Annotated in this window: 21 protein-coding genes and 1 pseudogene; 4 read left to right on the top strand and 18 right to left on the bottom strand. The window is 45.8% G+C overall.

What is annotated here, in order from left to right; genetic code table 11:
- Positions 1-26: 26 nt before the first annotated feature.
- The 4 genes from WB308_RS11835 (at position 27) to WB308_RS11820 (ending at position 2165) form a co-directional block, all read left to right on the top strand.
- On the top strand, positions 27-299 hold the full coding sequence (locus WB308_RS11835; RefSeq protein WP_424191783.1) for a nucleotidyltransferase family protein: 273 nt from the start codon (positions 27-29) through the stop codon (positions 297-299).
- Positions 292-660 carry a DUF86 domain-containing protein gene (locus tag WB308_RS11830; RefSeq protein WP_424191781.1) on the top strand — a complete coding sequence of 123 codons (369 nt, stop codon included), beginning with the start codon at positions 292-294 and terminating at the stop codon, positions 658-660. Before WB308_RS11835 ends, WB308_RS11830 begins: the two co-directional genes overlap by 8 nt.
- 87 nt (positions 661-747) lie before the next feature.
- A complete protein-coding gene (gene mutY / locus WB308_RS11825; RefSeq protein WP_424191779.1) occupies positions 748-1731 on the top strand; it encodes an A/G-specific adenine glycosylase in 984 nt (327 codons plus the stop codon).
- Entirely contained in the window at positions 1725-2165 is a 441-nt protein-coding gene (locus WB308_RS11820) for a hypothetical protein (protein WP_424191777.1), read from the top strand. The genes mutY and WB308_RS11820 overlap by 7 nt, the downstream gene beginning before the upstream one ends.
- Here the strand turns inward: WB308_RS11820 and WB308_RS11815 are convergent.
- The 18 genes and pseudogenes from WB308_RS11815 to WB308_RS11730 all read right to left on the bottom strand — a co-directional run.
- A complete protein-coding gene (locus WB308_RS11815; RefSeq protein WP_424191775.1) occupies positions 2155-2913 on the bottom strand; it encodes an ATP-binding protein in 759 nt (252 codons plus the stop codon). The two genes, WB308_RS11820 and WB308_RS11815, sit on opposite strands and share 11 nt — an antisense overlap.
- Positions 2903-3595, bottom strand: a complete 693-nt coding sequence (locus WB308_RS11810; RefSeq protein ID WP_424191773.1) for a 5'-methylthioadenosine/adenosylhomocysteine nucleosidase — start codon at positions 3593-3595, stop codon at positions 2903-2905. The genes WB308_RS11815 and WB308_RS11810 overlap by 11 nt, the downstream gene beginning before the upstream one ends.
- An 11-nt stretch (positions 3596-3606) precedes the next feature.
- Positions 3607-4368 (bottom strand): nitrilase-related carbon-nitrogen hydrolase, encoded by a 762-nt coding sequence (locus WB308_RS11805; RefSeq protein ID WP_424191771.1) that lies wholly within the window; start codon positions 4366-4368, stop codon positions 3607-3609.
- A complete protein-coding gene (fabD, locus tag WB308_RS11800; RefSeq protein WP_424191769.1) occupies positions 4365-5300 on the bottom strand; it encodes an ACP S-malonyltransferase in 936 nt (311 codons plus the stop codon). Before fabD ends, WB308_RS11805 begins: the two co-directional genes overlap by 4 nt.
- On the bottom strand, positions 5300-6109 hold the full coding sequence (locus tag WB308_RS11795; RefSeq protein WP_424191767.1) for a helix-turn-helix domain-containing protein: 810 nt from the start codon (positions 6107-6109) through the stop codon (positions 5300-5302). The genes fabD and WB308_RS11795 overlap by 1 nt, the downstream gene beginning before the upstream one ends.
- On the bottom strand, positions 6057-6578 hold the full coding sequence (locus tag WB308_RS11790; protein ID WP_424191765.1) for an FKBP-type peptidyl-prolyl cis-trans isomerase: 522 nt from the start codon (positions 6576-6578) through the stop codon (positions 6057-6059). The genes WB308_RS11795 and WB308_RS11790 overlap by 53 nt, the downstream gene beginning before the upstream one ends.
- Before the next feature lie 99 nt (positions 6579-6677).
- Positions 6678-7565 carry a tetratricopeptide repeat protein gene (locus WB308_RS11785; RefSeq protein WP_424191763.1) on the bottom strand — a complete coding sequence of 296 codons (888 nt, stop codon included), beginning with the start codon at positions 7563-7565 and terminating at the stop codon, positions 6678-6680.
- Positions 7566-8132, bottom strand: a complete 567-nt coding sequence (locus tag WB308_RS11780) for an OmpA family protein (protein WP_424191785.1) — start codon at positions 8130-8132, stop codon at positions 7566-7568.
- Positions 8133-8189: 57 nt separating this feature from the next.
- Positions 8190-9437 (bottom strand): Tol-Pal system protein TolB, encoded by a 1248-nt coding sequence (gene tolB / locus WB308_RS11775; protein ID WP_424191761.1) that lies wholly within the window; start codon positions 9435-9437, stop codon positions 8190-8192.
- Positions 9438-9441: 4 nt separating this feature from the next.
- Complete coding sequence (locus WB308_RS11770; protein WP_424191759.1) at positions 9442-10200, bottom strand: TonB C-terminal domain-containing protein; 759 nt, start codon at positions 10198-10200, stop codon at positions 9442-9444.
- A 35-nt stretch (positions 10201-10235) separates the two neighbouring features.
- On the bottom strand, positions 10236-10625 hold the full coding sequence (locus WB308_RS11765) for an ExbD/TolR family protein (protein WP_424191757.1): 390 nt from the start codon (positions 10623-10625) through the stop codon (positions 10236-10238).
- A gap of 2 nt (positions 10626-10627) precedes the next feature.
- Positions 10628-11194 (bottom strand): MotA/TolQ/ExbB proton channel family protein, encoded by a 567-nt coding sequence (locus WB308_RS11760; protein ID WP_424191755.1) that lies wholly within the window; start codon positions 11192-11194, stop codon positions 10628-10630.
- Positions 11195-11198: 4 nt separating this feature from the next.
- A complete protein-coding gene (gene atpC / locus WB308_RS11755; protein ID WP_424191753.1) occupies positions 11199-11591 on the bottom strand; it encodes an ATP synthase F1 subunit epsilon in 393 nt (130 codons plus the stop codon).
- A gap of 27 nt (positions 11592-11618) precedes the next feature.
- Positions 11619-13019, bottom strand: a complete 1401-nt coding sequence (gene atpD / locus WB308_RS11750; RefSeq protein WP_424191751.1) for a F0F1 ATP synthase subunit beta — start codon at positions 13017-13019, stop codon at positions 11619-11621.
- 14 nt (positions 13020-13033) lie between these two features.
- Positions 13034-13921 (bottom strand): ATP synthase F1 subunit gamma, encoded by an 888-nt coding sequence (gene atpG, locus WB308_RS11745; protein ID WP_424191749.1) that lies wholly within the window; start codon positions 13919-13921, stop codon positions 13034-13036.
- 8 nt (positions 13922-13929) lie between these two features.
- A complete protein-coding gene (atpA, locus tag WB308_RS11740) occupies positions 13930-15447 on the bottom strand; it encodes a F0F1 ATP synthase subunit alpha (protein WP_424191747.1) in 1518 nt (505 codons plus the stop codon).
- Positions 15448-15467: 20 nt separating this feature from the next.
- Positions 15468-16007: a F0F1 ATP synthase subunit delta gene (locus WB308_RS11735; RefSeq protein ID WP_424191745.1), complete on the bottom strand. Its 540-nt coding sequence runs from the start codon at positions 16005-16007 to the stop codon at positions 15468-15470.
- Positions 16008-16280: pseudogene (locus tag WB308_RS11730) on the bottom strand (F0F1 ATP synthase subunit B); the annotation flags it as partial.

Below are 16280 nucleotides of genomic sequence, written 5' to 3'. Positions count from 1 at the left end.
GAATGTAAATGACCAAAAATGATATTTTGCAGAAGTTATCTCAAGAGAAAGAATACATCCAAAAAACGTATGAAGTCGATAAAATCGGGCTTTTTGGAAGCTATGCCAAAGATCAGCAAACACCGGACAGCGATATCGATATCTATGTCGAATTTAAAAATAAAACCTTTGATAATCTGACGGGTCTCTGGAACTATTTAGAAGATATGTATCATACAAAAATTGATTTATTGCATAAACACAAGCGAAGCAAAGGTGCAATTTTTGAAAGTATCCAAAAAGAAGTGATCTATGGATAAGGCAACAACAGCTGAACTTATCGATTTTATCCTTGAAAGCTTGAGATTAATCAAAAGACGATTGAATGGTATTCAATCAAGTGATAATTTTTTGGAGAACGATGAAGGTCTTGATAAACTCGATGCCATATCCATGCGTCTACAATCAATCGGTGAAGCATTGAAAAATTTGGATAAGCGAGAAAAAGAGCTACTGCTTAACGTTGCCGATAAAGAGTACTGGAGCAAGATTATTCGGACGAGAGAAATTTTAACCCATCACTATATCGATATCGATGCAGAAACAATTTACATGATATGCAATGAAAAATTAGCAGAATTAGAACAAAAAATTTTAAAACTGCAAGAGTACGTCAAATAACGTAAATTTTTCACCCTTTAACTACTGTTGCGGCTTAACACTTTTTGTATTGATTGACAATACTGTTTGTTTTGCTACAATTCCCACATGAAACCGACCCCCCAAACTTCTCTTTTAGATTGGTATATATCCCACGGCCGCCACGATCTTCCATGGCGGACAACCGATGATCCCTATCACATCTATGTGAGTGAAATCATGCTCCAGCAGACGCAGGTTAAAACGGTATTGGAGCGGTTTTACTTCCCTTTTTTGGAGCGTTTCCCTACCCTGATCGATCTGGTGGAAGCGGAGCTGGATGACGTACTGAAGATGTGGGAAGGGTTAGGCTATTACACACGTGCCCGCAACCTCCATGCCGCAGCCCGCCAATGCAACGGAAACCTCCCCGAAACTGCCCATGAACTGATACAGCTCTCCGGAATCGGCCGCTCTACCGCTCATGCCATTGCCGCATTCGCCTACAAAGAACCCTTGCCCATTCTTGATGCCAATGTAAAACGGATCCTGCACCGCTACTTTGCCCTTCGCGAGCGTAATGAAAAAAAACTGTGGGAATACGCGTACACCCTTTTTGACCCTCTCCATCCGTTTGAATACAATCAAGCAATGATGGATGTGGGGGCCACGATCTGTTTAGCCAAAAAACCGCTGTGCCCCCTCTGCCCTTTTCTCACGGCCTGTTTAGGTAAGGATTCTCCTCTCTCCTACCCTGAACCCAAAACAATCAAATCCAAACCGATTCGGAAACGTTCCATCATCCTCTACCGCCGCGAAAACCGGTATGCCCTCAAACAACGCCAAAGCCGATTTTTACACGGCTTATGGGGGTTTGTCGAAATTGAGGATACGGATATGGGGACACTCGACTGTTTAGGACACATTACACAGCATTACTCTCATTTTACTCTGGATGCCGACGTGTACCTGAGCGATGAGCCGTTCAGCGATGAAGCGTATGAATGGTTTAAGCTCTCCGAAATCACACCCCTCTCGCTCAGCCGAGCTGACCATAAAGCTATCTCTTTATTAAGGTATAATTTGGAAAAAAGAGGGGAATCTGCGTGTTAAGAGGAATTAAAAAATACTTTTTTAGCGCGTTCCGGGAAGTTTTTGTCTATCACCACTCTTCGTTGGAATTTCGTGCCAAAATCTACGCAGTGTTGATTGCAGGGGCAACCGAGCCTTTCAGTCGCTATCAACATACCCTTGAAGTGATTGCTTCAGAAATTTACACCGACCCCGATCGGGCCGGTGCCTTGGTCATGACGGTCAAAGAGTACTTAAACGCGGTTCAAAATAAAAAAAATATGGGTAATGAAATGCTGCTGAACGATGTCATCCGGGAACTTCGTCACGTCCCCCGTTTTGCCCTGAAAATCGAACCGGAGCACCTTGAACGCTTAGAAGAGTGCACCCTCGAGCAAGACTCCAAAATTTATCAGCAGCGGCTCATCGATTTTTTACGAGAAAAGCGCACTGAGTACGAAGAGATTAAACGTTAAACCGTTTCGGATCGAAAAAAGTATCGTCACTGATGTGACCGAATGCCGAGTTAATAGATACGAAAAGATCCGGATATTTCTCTTCCATCTCTCCCAGCATCATTTTCATCGATGCACGTGCATGCGGCATTTTAACATCAAACCGCATCGACGGACAGGCTTCATCCCCGATCGTCGGCATCTCGTTTTCCAACGCACACGCGGCTAACTGACGCTCACGAAGCTGTATCAAGGGACGGATAACGATCAAACCGTTCCCCGCTTTGTATTTCGGTGCGAGAGCTCTCATCTGACCATTGTAAATCAGATTCATAAAAAAACTCTCGGCGGTATCATCGAGATGGTGTCCGAGGGCGACCTTATTGCATCCGTACTCAAGCGCCGCACTGTACAATGCCCCGCGCCGCATACGGGAAAAGAAACTGCAGAACGAAGAGTTCTGACGTATTTTATCAGCAGCAATTTCATAGGTATTCGTCTCATAGATTTTATGAGGGATATCATGCTCGGCGCAGTGTTTGACAAGGGCGGAGAGATCCTCACCCATCCCATAGGTCACCGTTACCGCAATAATCTCAAATTTAAACGGAGCACGGCGCTGCTGCTCCCGCATGGCATGAACCATCGTCAGGGAATCTTTCCCGCCGCTAAGACCGACGAGAATTTTATCCCCCTCTTCGATCAGACCGAATTCCGCATTGGTACGCCCCATCTGGCGCATAATTTTTTTACTGAGTTTAATGCCCAAGACGTTTCACCATCTCCAAAATAAACGTTGCGCTTATTTTTGCCGAACTTTGTAAAAAGGTATCAAAATCGATCCCCGCATCCCCATCAGCCGTGTCACTGATCGAGCGAAGGACAAAAAACGGAACGCCGAAATTATGGCACACGCACGCGACGCTTCCCCCCTCCATCTCTAATGCATCGGCCTGAAATGTGGACTCAATCCACCCTTTTCGTTCACTGGATGCGACAAACTGATCTCCGGTAGCGATAATCCCTTCGTACAGATCCACCCCCATATCGACAGCCACTTCTGCTGCAAGGGAACGCAGCTCTTGATCGGCTTCAATCATAACCGACCCTTCCGGAATAAAACCGTACGGGTGGCCAAAAGCGGTAATATCGACATCGTGCTGGCACAGTGAGCTGGCCATCACCAAATCACCGATTTTCAGCTCTTTGGAAATTCCCCCGGCGACACCGCTAAAGAGGAGTTTTTCTGCGCCGAACCGTTCACACATGACCGAAGCGGTAATGGCCGAAAATACTTTTCCGATTTTTGAATAGGCGATAACCAGTTCATGTCCGCCATAAGTGCATTCGTAAAAAATATTCCCCGCATGTTCGAGGGTGGTATAGGTTCCGACCGTTTCCAAGATCGGATCGATCTCTTCGCGCATTGCCCCCATAATTGCTATTTTCATCGTTCACGCCTTTATGAATTTTTTTTAGCTATGTAGCGCCCCAGTTTTTGGAGGCGATGATTCAGTTCAACCGACGAAGATTCGGTCTCAAAGAGGGAGAGCCGATGTTCGCACTCTCCCATCGGCGTGATCACACGGCTGCCGCCCCAGAAACCCAAGCCGTCTTCAAATCCGACACGATTGACAAACACCACGTAATTATGACTGAGCAGGGCCGTCGACTTCAACAGCGCATCCCACTGCGATTCAATACCGATTCCGACATCCATAAAATCACGGGCCGGGGAAGCGGCCAATACATAAACGATCTCCGCTTCCGATGCTGCGATGGCAGCAATCGTCTCTGCACGCCATAAATCTTCGCATACAACGACAATGGCGTTCCCATGCGGCGTTTGAAATGCCTCTATCGCATCGCCTGCGGCAAAATAGCGCCCCTCTTCAAACATCCCATAGGTGGGGAGATGATTTTTGTGGTGGATGTGAAGCAGTGAACCCTGCGAAAAGTACAAAGCGCTGTTATAGACTTTTCCGTTATCCCACAGTGCGGCACCGATCACGATATCGCACCGCTCGCTAGCTTCTGCCAATGCACTCAGTTCTTCAACTCTCCACGCATCTTCGTAAAGCTTGTCTTGCAGCAGATACCCGCTGAGGGCAAGTTCGGGAAAAACGATGACATCCGCATCCCCACAGGCTTCAATCCGCGTCAAAACATCCGAGAGGTTAGAGCGGTTGAGCTTCGGCGCGGATTGTATCAGAGCAACTTTCATACGAGTGCTTCACAAACCTTGGCAAGCGATTCCATGTCCGAAATACCCAACGTCTCGACATCCGGGGCATTGCGTTTGTTTAGCCCTTTGAGAACCGCACCGTTTCCGAATTCGATCATCAACTCGATCTCACCCGCGATGGCTTCAATCGACTGTTTGTATTTCACCGGCTGAATAAGCTGGATTTTGAGGAGCTTCAACGCCTCTTCTTTTGTTGCGTATTTCTCCGTCGTTACATTCGAGACGATCGGAGCACAGAAGGTATCGTTCACCATGGCTTCCATCGCTTCGCCTAACGGCTCCATTGCGCTGGAGAGAAGAGGACAGTGGCTCGCAATCGACATGTTCAAAAGCAACGCCCTCTTCGCCCCCGCTTCTTTGAAAACACTCTCCATTGCTTGAAGGTCTTCTTTGATTCCGGCTACGACGAGCTGGCCGTTTTGGTTGAAGTTTGCCGGCCAAACGCGTTTTCCCTCACCGTTCGCGCGGGCACACAGCTCTTCGACCACACCATCCTCCAATCCCAGAATCGCCATCATCCCCGCATTGATACTCTCACACGCCTGAGACATCAATTTCCCCCGTTTGTGCACGAGCTCGACCGCATCAATGTAATCAATCGCTCCCGATGCGCACAGCGCACTGAATTCACCCAGAGAATGTCCTAAAAACATCACCGCATCGGTCGGGCGCGCCTCTTGAAACAATTTATAGGCAATCATCGATACGAGTAAAATGGCAGGCTGGGTATATTCGGTTTGATCCAGCTGCTCATTCGGCTCAAATAAAAGTTTTGTAAAATCAACTCCGATACGTTCACCCGCCTTCTCAAACATTTCACGGGCTAAGGGACTGTTTTCATAAAACGATTTCCCCATCCCGATACTTTGAGATCCCTGACCGGGGAAAATCATTGCGATTTTTTTTGACATTAATGCTCCTTGGTTTCTAATTGATACTCGGAATGGTCGCTGATCTTTTTACGTAGAGTATTACGATTCAGTCCCAGCCTCTCGGCTAATTGTAATTGCGATTTAAACCGCTTGATTCCTGCACGTATCAGTGGAACTTCATAGAGATGCAAAAAAACGCGGTAGTCGTTATTGCTCCCGAGTTTTTCTTCCAAATAATGTTCCATGATTTCCATCAAATCGTTCTCGTTAATGCTGTCAAACAGATAATGCAGATAAACCTGACGTCGTAGTGAAATCGCATTTTCACTCAAATCAGGGAGAAATCCGTTCAGATCAAATGGCTCAGATTTTCCTAGGGTATGACTCGCTTCTTTTACAAAAGCATCGATCAATACGGCAACATCTTCCTTCCGTTCACTGAGCGGCGGCAATGCGAGACGGATCGTAAAAATCTCATCCAACTGATCTGGGGAATACCGAAAACCGCCTGTCGCTATTACGCGGGTCCCTGTTTTTTGGATCGTTTCAATAAGGCGTTTAAGATTGGCAACATTATCAAGACGATGGATAATCACTTCACGATGTGATTCGACGGCATCCAGAAGTTCATCGAAATGACCGGCATCGATGATGGGTGCATGAGGAAGGATATAGCGGGCGAGGGTAAGCTTACCCGTCCCCCGTTCTCCAAAAATGATAGCGTTTACCCCTAATCCTTTGAGGAGGCTGGCCGTTTTAAACGCTTCGATGGAAGCGCTTGATGCCGTTAAAAAATTAGTGACATCCACAGCCGTGATTACCGCCGCTTCCACAACATCCGCTATCATCCACTTTGTTTTCAGCCGGAATTCCGGTCATTGCTTCTTCAGCAGATGCATCACGAACATTGCTGATCGTAACGGTAAACATCAAATCTTTTCCTGCAAGAGGATGGTTGAAATCGATGATAACCATATCGTCTTTGATCTCTTTAACCATAACTTGAACGGTTCCGCCGTCTTCGCCTTGGCCGTACAAGGTCATACCGACATTCAAATCGATCCCTGCGAATTGTTCGCGTGGAAGCTCTTGTTGTGCTGCTTCATTGTAATCACCGTATGCATCAGCGGCTTTTACAAGGACATCCCCTTTTTCACCCATGTTCATGTGTGCGATTCCTGCTTCAAGACCCGGGATGATTTGCCCTTTTCCGAACATAAACGTGAGGGGATGGCCACCTACGTTACTGTCTACAACGGTACCGTTGTCACGTACTTCGTACTCGATGGATACGATTTGATTATTTTCAATTGCCATTTGATTAGCCTTCTTTTAAGATTTCGCGATTGTAGCACATTTACCTATAGCAATGCTGAAAACAGCAATATAGCTGTTATGCATCATCAAAGATACTCTTTATTTAAGTTTTCCCAGCCGTTCTGCAGCTTCTTTTGCCGCTCCGCTTCCGCCGTATTTAGAAATTGTCGCCTGATAAAAGGCTTTTGCCGTAGCGGCATCTCCCGTTTTTTCCATCGAGATTCCCGAATGGAGCAGGAGGGTTGGCATATATCCGGCTTTTTCATTACGGGATGCACTCTCTTTGAAATACGAAATCGCTTCTTTATACGATTTTCGCTCAAAACACGTTTCCCCGATCATATAGTACGCTTCGGGAACTTTATACTTTTTTTGTACCATTTGCTCAAAATAATGTTGTGCATCGGTATATTTTTTTTCTCCAAAGAGTCTATGGGCCTCTTTTTCGATTGCCCCATTATCCATTTTCGCCGGAGAAGTTTCAGTTGCTTTGCCGCTGTTGGGAACACTCACTTTAAGTTGTTTAATCAATGCTGCAAATTGTTCTTTGGTGACATAGTTGCTGTTAATCCCATCCACAACATGAGAAAGCTCTGCGAGGAGCGTTTTAAACTGAGCAATGTTCTCGCTGTTCGCCATCACTTGCTTCCCGAGTTCCTCTACCCCTGAGGTCGTATTGCTCTCCTCGGTTACCTTATCGTTCAGCTTTTGGAGAGCCAAAGCGTGTTCGTTCGCTTTTTGGCTTAGCCCCTCGATGATTCCCTGCATACCGTCCAACCGCTCCGCCACGGTCTCTACTTTTGCATTTTGGGCATTATTTTTTTGAATGACGCTCTGAATCTCTTTTTTATTCTCAAGAATCAACTTCTCTTCATGGGTAAGACCGTAAGGGTTTGGGCGGCTAAGATCACCCGCACCGAAAACCGAAGGCTCCGATGCTGAGAGAGTGATGGAAAGTAAAAAGGAGAGTGTGAGTAACGAACGCATTTACGGAAGTTTAAAATCTACACGGCGATTTTTAGCCCAGCACTCTTGTGTTTTTTCCAAACAAACCGGATTGCTTTCACCAAAACTGACCATGCTGATCGAATCGGCATTTTCACCGCTGTTGACCAATGCTGCTTTAACGGCATTCGCACGTTTGAGACCAAGAGCGAAATTGTACTCATCGCTTCCGAATTCATCACAGTTTCCTTCGAGTTTAATCGCTTTGCCTTTAATCAACAAGGCATTTTTTGCCATCGCATCTTGCATATCTTCACGAATATCAAATTTGTCGTAATCAAACAGAATACTGACCAATTGACCGTCTGATCCGTTAGCACCGTTTGCAGCTGAGGCCGCTGCATCATTCGCGTTTGCAGTGGTAATCGGAGCAATAACTGCATTCGAATCGGTAGAAGTTGAAGTTGACGCCGTATTCGGATTAATACCCGTTGTTCCTGCTGTAGTTCCGGCATTATTTGCCGTTGCGTCAATTGCAGGCTCTTTGGTGCTGCATCCGCTCAAAACCAGCATTGCCACTGTTGCGCTTAAAAAAGCTATATTTTTAATCATCGTCGTCACCTTATGAATGTTTATAGGAGAATTTTACCGAAAAATTCATTAACCTTACCAGTCAATCGACTGAATTCGCCCTATTTTAAGGGGAAACGCAAAGCTTTTATTGACTCCGAAGCGGATCACGCCGATCGAACTGCGCGATCCCTCTTGTTTGATGTACAAAATGGCTTCGCCATCCGGAGAAAACCTTGGAAAGTCGTTCTCACCGCTCGCGGTCAGCCGTTTAACATTCCCGGTGTTCAAAGAGAGCAAATGGAGATTAAAGGCACTTCCGCCGTATCCAGCACTGCTTTCACGCGCCTTATAGACCAAAAAATTCTTGTACGAGCTCAAAGAGGAATTATTTTTCCCTTGATGCACCAATTGGGATACGCCATTGGTATTGATACGGGTTGAAAAAACATTCGGATAGCCCATTCGGTTGGAGACAAAAGCAATCGAACCGTCCCCCATAAACTGTCCGTTGACATCAATCCCTGAATAATTGGTGATTTGTGTTTTTGCATTCGACGTTAAATCATACAGATAGATATCAGGCTGCCCATTCGGTGCCAGTGTCAGCAAAAGACGTTTACCGTCTTCACTCACATCCGAACACACGGCCATCCCGTCCGAACTGATCACTTTCTCTTTTTTCCCGTTCAAAAGATTCATCTTGTAAATCGTCGGTTTGAAGTCCGAGAGAGAGGTGTAATACAAATCGGTCTGTTCACGGTTGGCCCATTTGGCAAATCCGTACATCCCCCCTTTCACGATCACTTTTTGATAGGAGAGAGTGTAATCGGAAGCGACGATTTCAGAGTGCCTCGGACTCGTCAGACGGATAAAGAGGACTTTTCGTTTGATCCAATCGATAGGCGTTCCCCCCAACTTGGCATTGATATCATACGCGATGGAATGGGAGAGAAAGACGAGCATTTCGCTTTGTTTCAAAATATAGCTTTTGAGAAAGAGTTCATTGCCGTTATCCAGCAGCTTTATATCGGCCTTTAAGCCCCCTGATCCATCATCAGCCAAACGGTAGCGAAGGAGATATCGTGCCTCTTTGTGAGAGGGGGCAGGAGCAAGCGCATCAAAAGGAGCCGCAGCATAGCTCTCATCCACAACAAACAAGGAGACGACATTCATATCCGCCGCCAGCATTTTGGCAAATTTTTGAGACATTTCACTGCTGTGCAGTGATGAATCTTCAATGGCTAGGGGAGATTGTGCTTCTACCCCTTTTACCACTTTTATAGACTCCTCCGCACCCCAGACGAGCTGGATCAAGGTGAATAAAAAAAAGACGATTTTCAAATGACTACTCCTTAGCCGCTAAAATAACTTCCAATACCGTATCTCTCCCCTCGGGATGATCGGGAAAACGGACCGATTCGAGACGCTCTTTTAACCAATCGACTTCAGTGTTAAACGGGCCGCTGTCGGAATAACGGATTACTTTGTAACGAAGCAGCTTGCCCGATGCACTGATCGTCATTCGGATCCGTGCCTCTTTCCCAACCGTTCCTGCGGGGGGACGAAAAGCGTTATGAACCAGTCCTTGAATCTTAGCACGGTATTCGTTAACGACGGGACCTGTCGATCCCCCTTGCTGGGACATTTTCACCGACGGTTTGGAAAGATCGACTTTGCTCACTTTATCAGAAATACGGGGGGTCTCCTGAGCAGTCAAAAGCTCTTTTTCCAGTGCGTTGAGCTGTTCGTTGCGTTTCGGCTCTTCACGCGGCTTTTTAGGCGGTTTCTCAGCCTTTACCTCGGCAAAAAGATCGGATATATCCGGTACCGGCTCCGGCTTCGGCGGTCTCTCTTCTGCAGGAGGGGTCGCTACTTCAGAAGGCTCTTCAGGAACGGGAAGCTGCGGTTCAGGGCTGCTTTGATCAGCTGAGGGGGTCGGACTCGGGGAAATCGAGATGGAAATATACTCGCTTTTCGTCATCGCAAACTGCTCGACTTTGGAAGAGACTATAAAATCGAAGAGAAACAAAAAAAGCAATACCAGAAATAAAGCGATCGACAGCAATCCGCTGAGAATAAAATAGCGCTCGTGGTTAAAACCCATGTTACAGTATCTCTTGCAGAAACTCTAATATACGTTTAGCCATTGGATGCTAACGATACTTCTCGAAAACCGGCTTGCTTGACTGCCCCTAATACCGACATCACTTTTCCGTAATCGAGACTTTGATCGGCACTGATCAATACGGCTGCTTTAGGATCAAGCGTCTGTGCATAGAGAGAAAAATTGTCGGCAAAGGTATTGAGTTCAAACGGCTCTTTATTGACCGTCACCTCGCCCTCTTTGCTGATTGTAATGTGGACGGGAGGTATTTTCGAAAGCTCTTTTTGTGTGGAGCCCTTCGGGAGACGAATCAGCTCTTCATAGACGATATTGGGAGAAATGACCATCATTATGGCTAACAAAACCAACATAACATCCACTAATGGGGTAATGTTGAGCTCCGGTTTTTCATCCCAATCAAACACGTTTATCCCTCTCGCGAAAGGAGTGCATCACCTTGCATACGGATCAATCCCGAAAGGTCATACGCTTTGCGTTTAAGTATCTGATGATAGGTATAGGCGAAAATAGCGACGAAAATCCCCGATGCCGTAGCAATAAGGGCATCCGATACACCCGAAGCAATCACGTTCATCGTCCCGCTTGTTTTTCCGATATGATCGAAGGTGTCCAAGATGGAGACAACCGTACCGAAAAGACCGATAAACGGCGTTGTCGAAGCAACGACGGAGAGAAACATCAACCCCTTCGTCGCCTCTTTGGTCGCCGCATACGAAGCCATATCAAACAACGCCGTCGAAAGACGATCCGACGATTTTGAAAAATGGCTCAAATACGCATACTCCGGAATTTTATGAGATCCGAGCAATAAAGATTCGAGGGATTGATTTTCGGTAGAGATCCATTGGTTCAGAGAAAAGAGACGGTAAAAAAATACCCAGTTGACGGCTATAAAATAGAGAGACAGAACCAGTAACACAAAGAGTGTTACCGGATGGCTTTTATCGTAGAAATCGGCAAACGTCTGAAACATCGTTTTAGACTAAACGGTGTGCCGCAGATTCGATGCGTGCCGATACCGAAGCGATCATCGCATTCGAATCGCCAACACTGGTGATCAAAGATTTCGCTTCATCAAGAGCTTTGGCGATTTCACCTTCACTCTCTCCGCGAATAGCAACCGCACCGTCAACCAAAACAACGACTTTGTTTTGAGTGATTTGGACGACTCCCCAATTCACGACGATCGATTCACTTTTACCCGTATCAATTTGAATATCAACGACTCCGGCTTGGAGGAGCGTCGTCAAAGAGACGTGTTCTGGGAGAACACCGAATTCTCCCTCTTCACCCGGAAGGGTGACGCTTTTAGCCGGCCCGTTATAAATCGGACCGCTTGGCGTTAGCACTTCTAATTGGAGTGTTTCCATAGTGTTTCCTTACAAGGCGAGAAGCAATTACTTGCTTTTCATTTTAGCAGCTTTTTCAATCGCCTCATTCATATTACCGACCATATAGAAAGCACTTTCCGGCATATGGTCGAATTCACCCTCAAGGATCCCTTTGAATCCTTTGATAGTATCTTCAAGTTTGACATATTTACCAGGAGCTCCGGTAAATACTTCCGCAACGTGGAAAGGCTGAGAAAGGAATTTCTCAATTTTACGTGCGCGCTCAACCGTTGCTTTGTCATCTTCAGAGAGCTCATCCATACCAAGAATCGCAATAATATCTTGCAAATCTTTGTATTTTTGAAGTGTTTTTTGAACACCGCGAGCAACACTGTAGTGCTCTTCACCGATGATTTGAGGATCAAGCAAGCGTGATGTTGAATCCAATGGGTCAACCGCAGGATAGATCCCTTTTTCAGCGATTTTACGGTTAAGAACCGTTGTCGCATCAAGGTGAGCAAATACCGAAGCAGGAGCCGGGTCAGTCAAGTCATCCGCAGGTACGTATACCGCTTGAACCGATGTGATTGAACCTTTTTTGGTTGATGTAATACGGTCTTGGAGAGCACCCATTTCACGAGCCAATGTCGGTTGGTAACCAACGGCTGACGGGATACGTCCAAGAAGTGCTGACATCTCAGAACCTGATTGTGCAAATCGGAAGATGTTATCGATAAACATCAATACATCAAGCCCTTTCTCATCACGGAAATATTCCGCCATGGTAAGACCGGTAAGAGCGATACGGTTACGTGCTCCCGGAGGCTCAGACATTTGACCGTAGCACAGGGCTACTTTGTCCAAAACGCTCGATTCTTTCATTTCGTGATAAAGGTCATTCCCCTCACGAGTACGTTCACCGACACCGGCGAAAACAGAAAGACCGCTATGTCCTTGAGCAACGTTGTTGATCAATTCCATGATGATAACGGTTTTACCAACACCGGCACCACCGAAGAGACCGACTTTACCACCTTTACCGTATGGAGCCAAAAGGTCAACAACCTTGATCCCCGTTTCGAACATTTCCGTTTTAGTGCTTTGATCAACAAGCGGTGGAGGATCACGGTGAATTGACCATGTATCACAATCCGTAATTTGATCTCCACCGTCGATAGTTTCACCGATTACATTGAAGATACGTCCGAGAACTTTTTCACCAACCGGAACTTTGATCGGAGCGCCTGTCGCTTTAGCCGCCATACCGCGGACAAGGCCTTCAGACATATCCATAGCGATCGTTCTTACACGACCGTTTCCAAGGTGAGATGCTACTTCAAGAACAAGACGAGTCGTATTCCCTTCAACACTTACATTTACTTCGATCGCTTCATTGATTCCCGGCAAATAACCTTCGAAATCAACGTCAACGACCGGACCAATTACTTGAGCAATTTTACCAATCATTCTTTCCTCCATAATTATTTCATCGACTCGACGCCGCTGATAATCTCAATAAGTTCGGTTGTAATCGATTCTTGTCGCGCTTTGTTAAACTTGACTTTCAACGAATTAACCATCTCTTTAGCATTGTTGGTTGCAGCATCCATCGCCTGCATACGCGCACTGTGTTCTGCCGCAACAGAATCGATGAGCGCGTAATACATATTGTACTCAGCGTATTTGGTTACCAATGAATCGAGCATTTTCTCTTCATCTTGCGCTTCAAGCTCCAACATGGTGTTTTTCGCTTCTTCACAATCGTAACTCTCTACGTTGACCGGCAATACGCGGTTAACATGCAACTCTTGGGTAATGACGTTTTTATATCCGTTATACACGATATAAACCGCATCGATTTTACCCTCTTTGAAATCATTGATCGACCTTGTCATAAACTCGCTTGAGCGCTGCATATCAGGGGCAGAACTAAGATTTTTTACCGCATCAAGCATTTCTACTTCATTATAGTTAAAAAATTCAATCCCTTTTTTCCCGATACCGCGAAGACGAATTTTGACTTTTTTATTTTTGTATTCGTTCATCAGACGCTTGACCGCTTTGATGGTTTGCATATTGAAACCGCCGCAAAGACCTTTATCCGCTGTTACAAAAATAATATCGATCATTTCAGGTGTATCGTTTTCAATAAAACAGCGATTTTCAATCCCGCCCACTTTATTGCATTTGATACGCCCTGCGATTTCAGCTATCACTTGATTCGTTTTTTGTGCAAACAGACGTGAACGTTTCGCAAGCTCTTCCGCACGGCGAAGTTTCGCCGTTGACACGAGCTTCATCGCACGTGTGGTTTTCTGCGTGTTCGAAACACTCTTAATCTGTCGTTGAATCTCTTTCAAGTTAGCCATAAAGATCCTTATTCAGCAACGAAAGTAGATTTAAACTCTTCGAGTGCTTTTTTCATCATTGCCATCGTATCATCATCAATTTTTGATGTGCTACGGATGTTTTCAAGAATTTGCGGATACGATGCTTCTACGAACGGATACAAATCCGCTTCGAATTTCACAACTGAACCCGCAGAGATATCGTCAAGATACCCTTCGTTCCCTGCAAAAATAACCAATGCTTGTTTTTCAGCACCGAGTGGAGAATATGGAGGCTGTTTCAATACTTCAACCATACGTTGACCACGCTCAAGCTGTTTACGGCTCACTTCATCCAAATCTGAAGCGAACTGTGCAAACGCTTGAAGCTCACGGTATTGTGCTAGGTCAAGACGCAAGGTTCCGGCAACTTGTTTGGTTGCTTTGATTTGCGCCGCACCACCGACACGCGATACCGAAAGACCTACGTTGATCGCAGGACGGATACCTGAGTTGAACAAGTCCGTTTCCAAGAAAATCTGACCGTCCGTGATCGAAATAACGTTGGTCGGGATATACGCCGCAACGTCACCCGCTTGCGTTTCGATGATTGGAAGAGCGGTCAATGAACCTGCACCCATCTCATCGTTCAATTTCGCTGCACGCTCCAAAAGACGGGAGTGTAGATAGAAAACGTCACCCGGATACGCTTCACGGCCCGGAGGACGGCGTAGAATCAATGACATTTCACGGTAGGCTACCGCGTGTTTAGAGAGATCATCATAAACGATCAAACCATGACGCGCGTTATCACGGAAATATTCACCCATGGTTACACCGGTATACGGAGCAAGGAATTGTAGCGCTGCCGCTTCAGAAGCCGTAGCCGATACGATGATAGTGTATTCAAGAGCACCGTGTTCTTCAAGACGACGGATAACTTGGGCAACGGTTGATTCTTTTTGACCTACAGCAACGTAGATACAAACGACACCGTTCCCTTTTTGATTGATAATGGTATCCAACGCAACCGTTGTTTTACCGGTTTGACGGTCACCGATGATCAACTCACGCTGTCCGCGTCCGATCGGAACGAGAGCGTCAATCGCTTTGATACCGGTTGCCATCGGTTCATGAACCGATTTACGAGCCATGATACCCGGAGCTTTCTCTTCTACAAAACGAACTTCTGTCGTTTCGATCGGACCTTTACCGTCGATCGGCTCACCGAGTGCATTCACAACACGGCCAAGAAGTGCATCACCGACAGGAACACGTAAAAGACGTCCAAGACGTTTTACCGACATCCCTTCGCGAAGGTCTTTCCCTTTTCCAAGGATAACAACCCCTACACTGCTCTCTTCAAGGTTCATCGTCAAACCGCGAGTCCCGTCTTCAAATTCAACCATCTCACCGGCCATAACGTTGTTCAAGCCATAAACTTGAGCGATTCCGTCTCCGTATGAGACGATTTTTCCGGTTTCATTAATATCTACATTAAGTTCGAAATTCTCAATTCGTTCTTTAATGATTGAACTGATTTCGTCTGCTTGTACTTTTGCTACCACTATTTCTCCTTTCCCGAGGGTTAAATTGCTTTTAAAATATGCTCAACCATTTGAGCGTTGAGGCGGCTTTTTGAAAAATTGATTTCGACATTCAAATCATCCACTTCAACACGGACTCCGTCAAAATCCGAAGCAACATAACTCAAAGAGATCGTTGCTCCCATTTTTGTACCCAAATCCCGTGCAATAGTTTCAACCGATGCTTGATCGACAACATTATTGCTGTAGATACGTCCGGTGAATGTCCGTTTCGCTCTCGCAATCTCACGTGTTAATTGTTCGGCAAGTGCAGGGATCAATAAAAGACGCCCGTTCTCTGCCAATAATTTAACAAGATTGTTAGCCGTAGAGCTGTTTGCAGAAGCGACCATATCCAAGACCAATTGGCATTTTGCATTGCTGCTAACACCGTTACTGTTCATAATAAGGTTGAATTTCTCATTCCCATAGGCTTCTTTTGACACAACACTCAAAAGTGCAGCCAAATTTTCCAAGGAAGCTTGATCACAACTCTCCATCAAAGATTTGATGTAACGTTTTGCAATGAGTTCATACTGCATTTATGCTACCTTCTTTTTCAAGATTTCGGTCATTGCTTCTTTGCCTAATGCTTCGCCGCTACGGTTCATAACGTCGTTCATTACCTCAGAAACCACTTCACGAACCATTTTACGTCGGTCAAGTTCCATCAATGCGTCATTTTGCTTTGAAATAATCTCAAGCTCTTGTTCGCACTGAACCAAAATTTTGTCATTCAAAATTTTGTTCTCTTTTTTACTTGACTCCGCCAATTCGCTCGCAAACCGTTCCGCTTCTTCGATTTTGTGTTCAGC

Origin of the sequence: Sulfuricurvum sp. (genome assembly GCF_049587615.1) — a bacterium.
GTDB lineage: Bacteria > Campylobacterota > Campylobacteria > Campylobacterales > Sulfurimonadaceae > Sulfuricurvum.
Note: the sequence above shows the minus strand (reverse complement) of the source record. Positions and strands in the feature narration are given on the sequence as shown.

Coding starts and splice junctions, on each gene's coding strand:
- WB308_RS11830 (WP_424191781.1), top strand. CDS start 292: ATGGATAAGGCAACAACAGCTGAACTTATCGATTTTATCCTTGAAAGC.
- mutY (WP_424191779.1), top strand. CDS start 748: ATGAAACCGACCCCCCAAACTTCTCTTTTAGATTGGTATATATCCCAC.
- WB308_RS11810 (WP_424191773.1), bottom strand. CDS start 3,595: ATGAAAATAGCAATTATGGGGGCAATGCGCGAAGAGATCGATCCGATC.
- WB308_RS11805 (WP_424191771.1), bottom strand. CDS start 4,368: ATGAAAGTTGCTCTGATACAATCCGCGCCGAAGCTCAACCGCTCTAAC.
- fabD (WP_424191769.1), bottom strand. CDS start 5,300: ATGTCAAAAAAAATCGCAATGATTTTCCCCGGTCAGGGATCTCAAAGT.
- WB308_RS11795 (WP_424191767.1), bottom strand. CDS start 6,109: ATGATAGCGGATGTTGTGGAAGCGGCGGTAATCACGGCTGTGGATGTC.
- WB308_RS11790 (WP_424191765.1), bottom strand. CDS start 6,578: ATGGCAATTGAAAATAATCAAATCGTATCCATCGAGTACGAAGTACGT.
- WB308_RS11785 (WP_424191763.1), bottom strand. CDS start 7,565: ATGCGTTCGTTACTCACACTCTCCTTTTTACTTTCCATCACTCTCTCA.
- WB308_RS11770 (WP_424191759.1), bottom strand. CDS start 10,200: ATGGGTTTTAACCACGAGCGCTATTTTATTCTCAGCGGATTGCTGTCG.
- WB308_RS11760 (WP_424191755.1), bottom strand. CDS start 11,194: ATGTTTCAGACGTTTGCCGATTTCTACGATAAAAGCCATCCGGTAACA.
- atpC (WP_424191753.1), bottom strand. CDS start 11,591: ATGGAAACACTCCAATTAGAAGTGCTAACGCCAAGCGGTCCGATTTAT.
- atpD (WP_424191751.1), bottom strand. CDS start 13,019: ATGATTGGTAAAATTGCTCAAGTAATTGGTCCGGTCGTTGACGTTGAT.
- atpG (WP_424191749.1), bottom strand. CDS start 13,921: ATGGCTAACTTGAAAGAGATTCAACGACAGATTAAGAGTGTTTCGAAC.
- WB308_RS11735 (WP_424191745.1), bottom strand. CDS start 16,007: ATGCAGTATGAACTCATTGCAAAACGTTACATCAAATCTTTGATGGAG.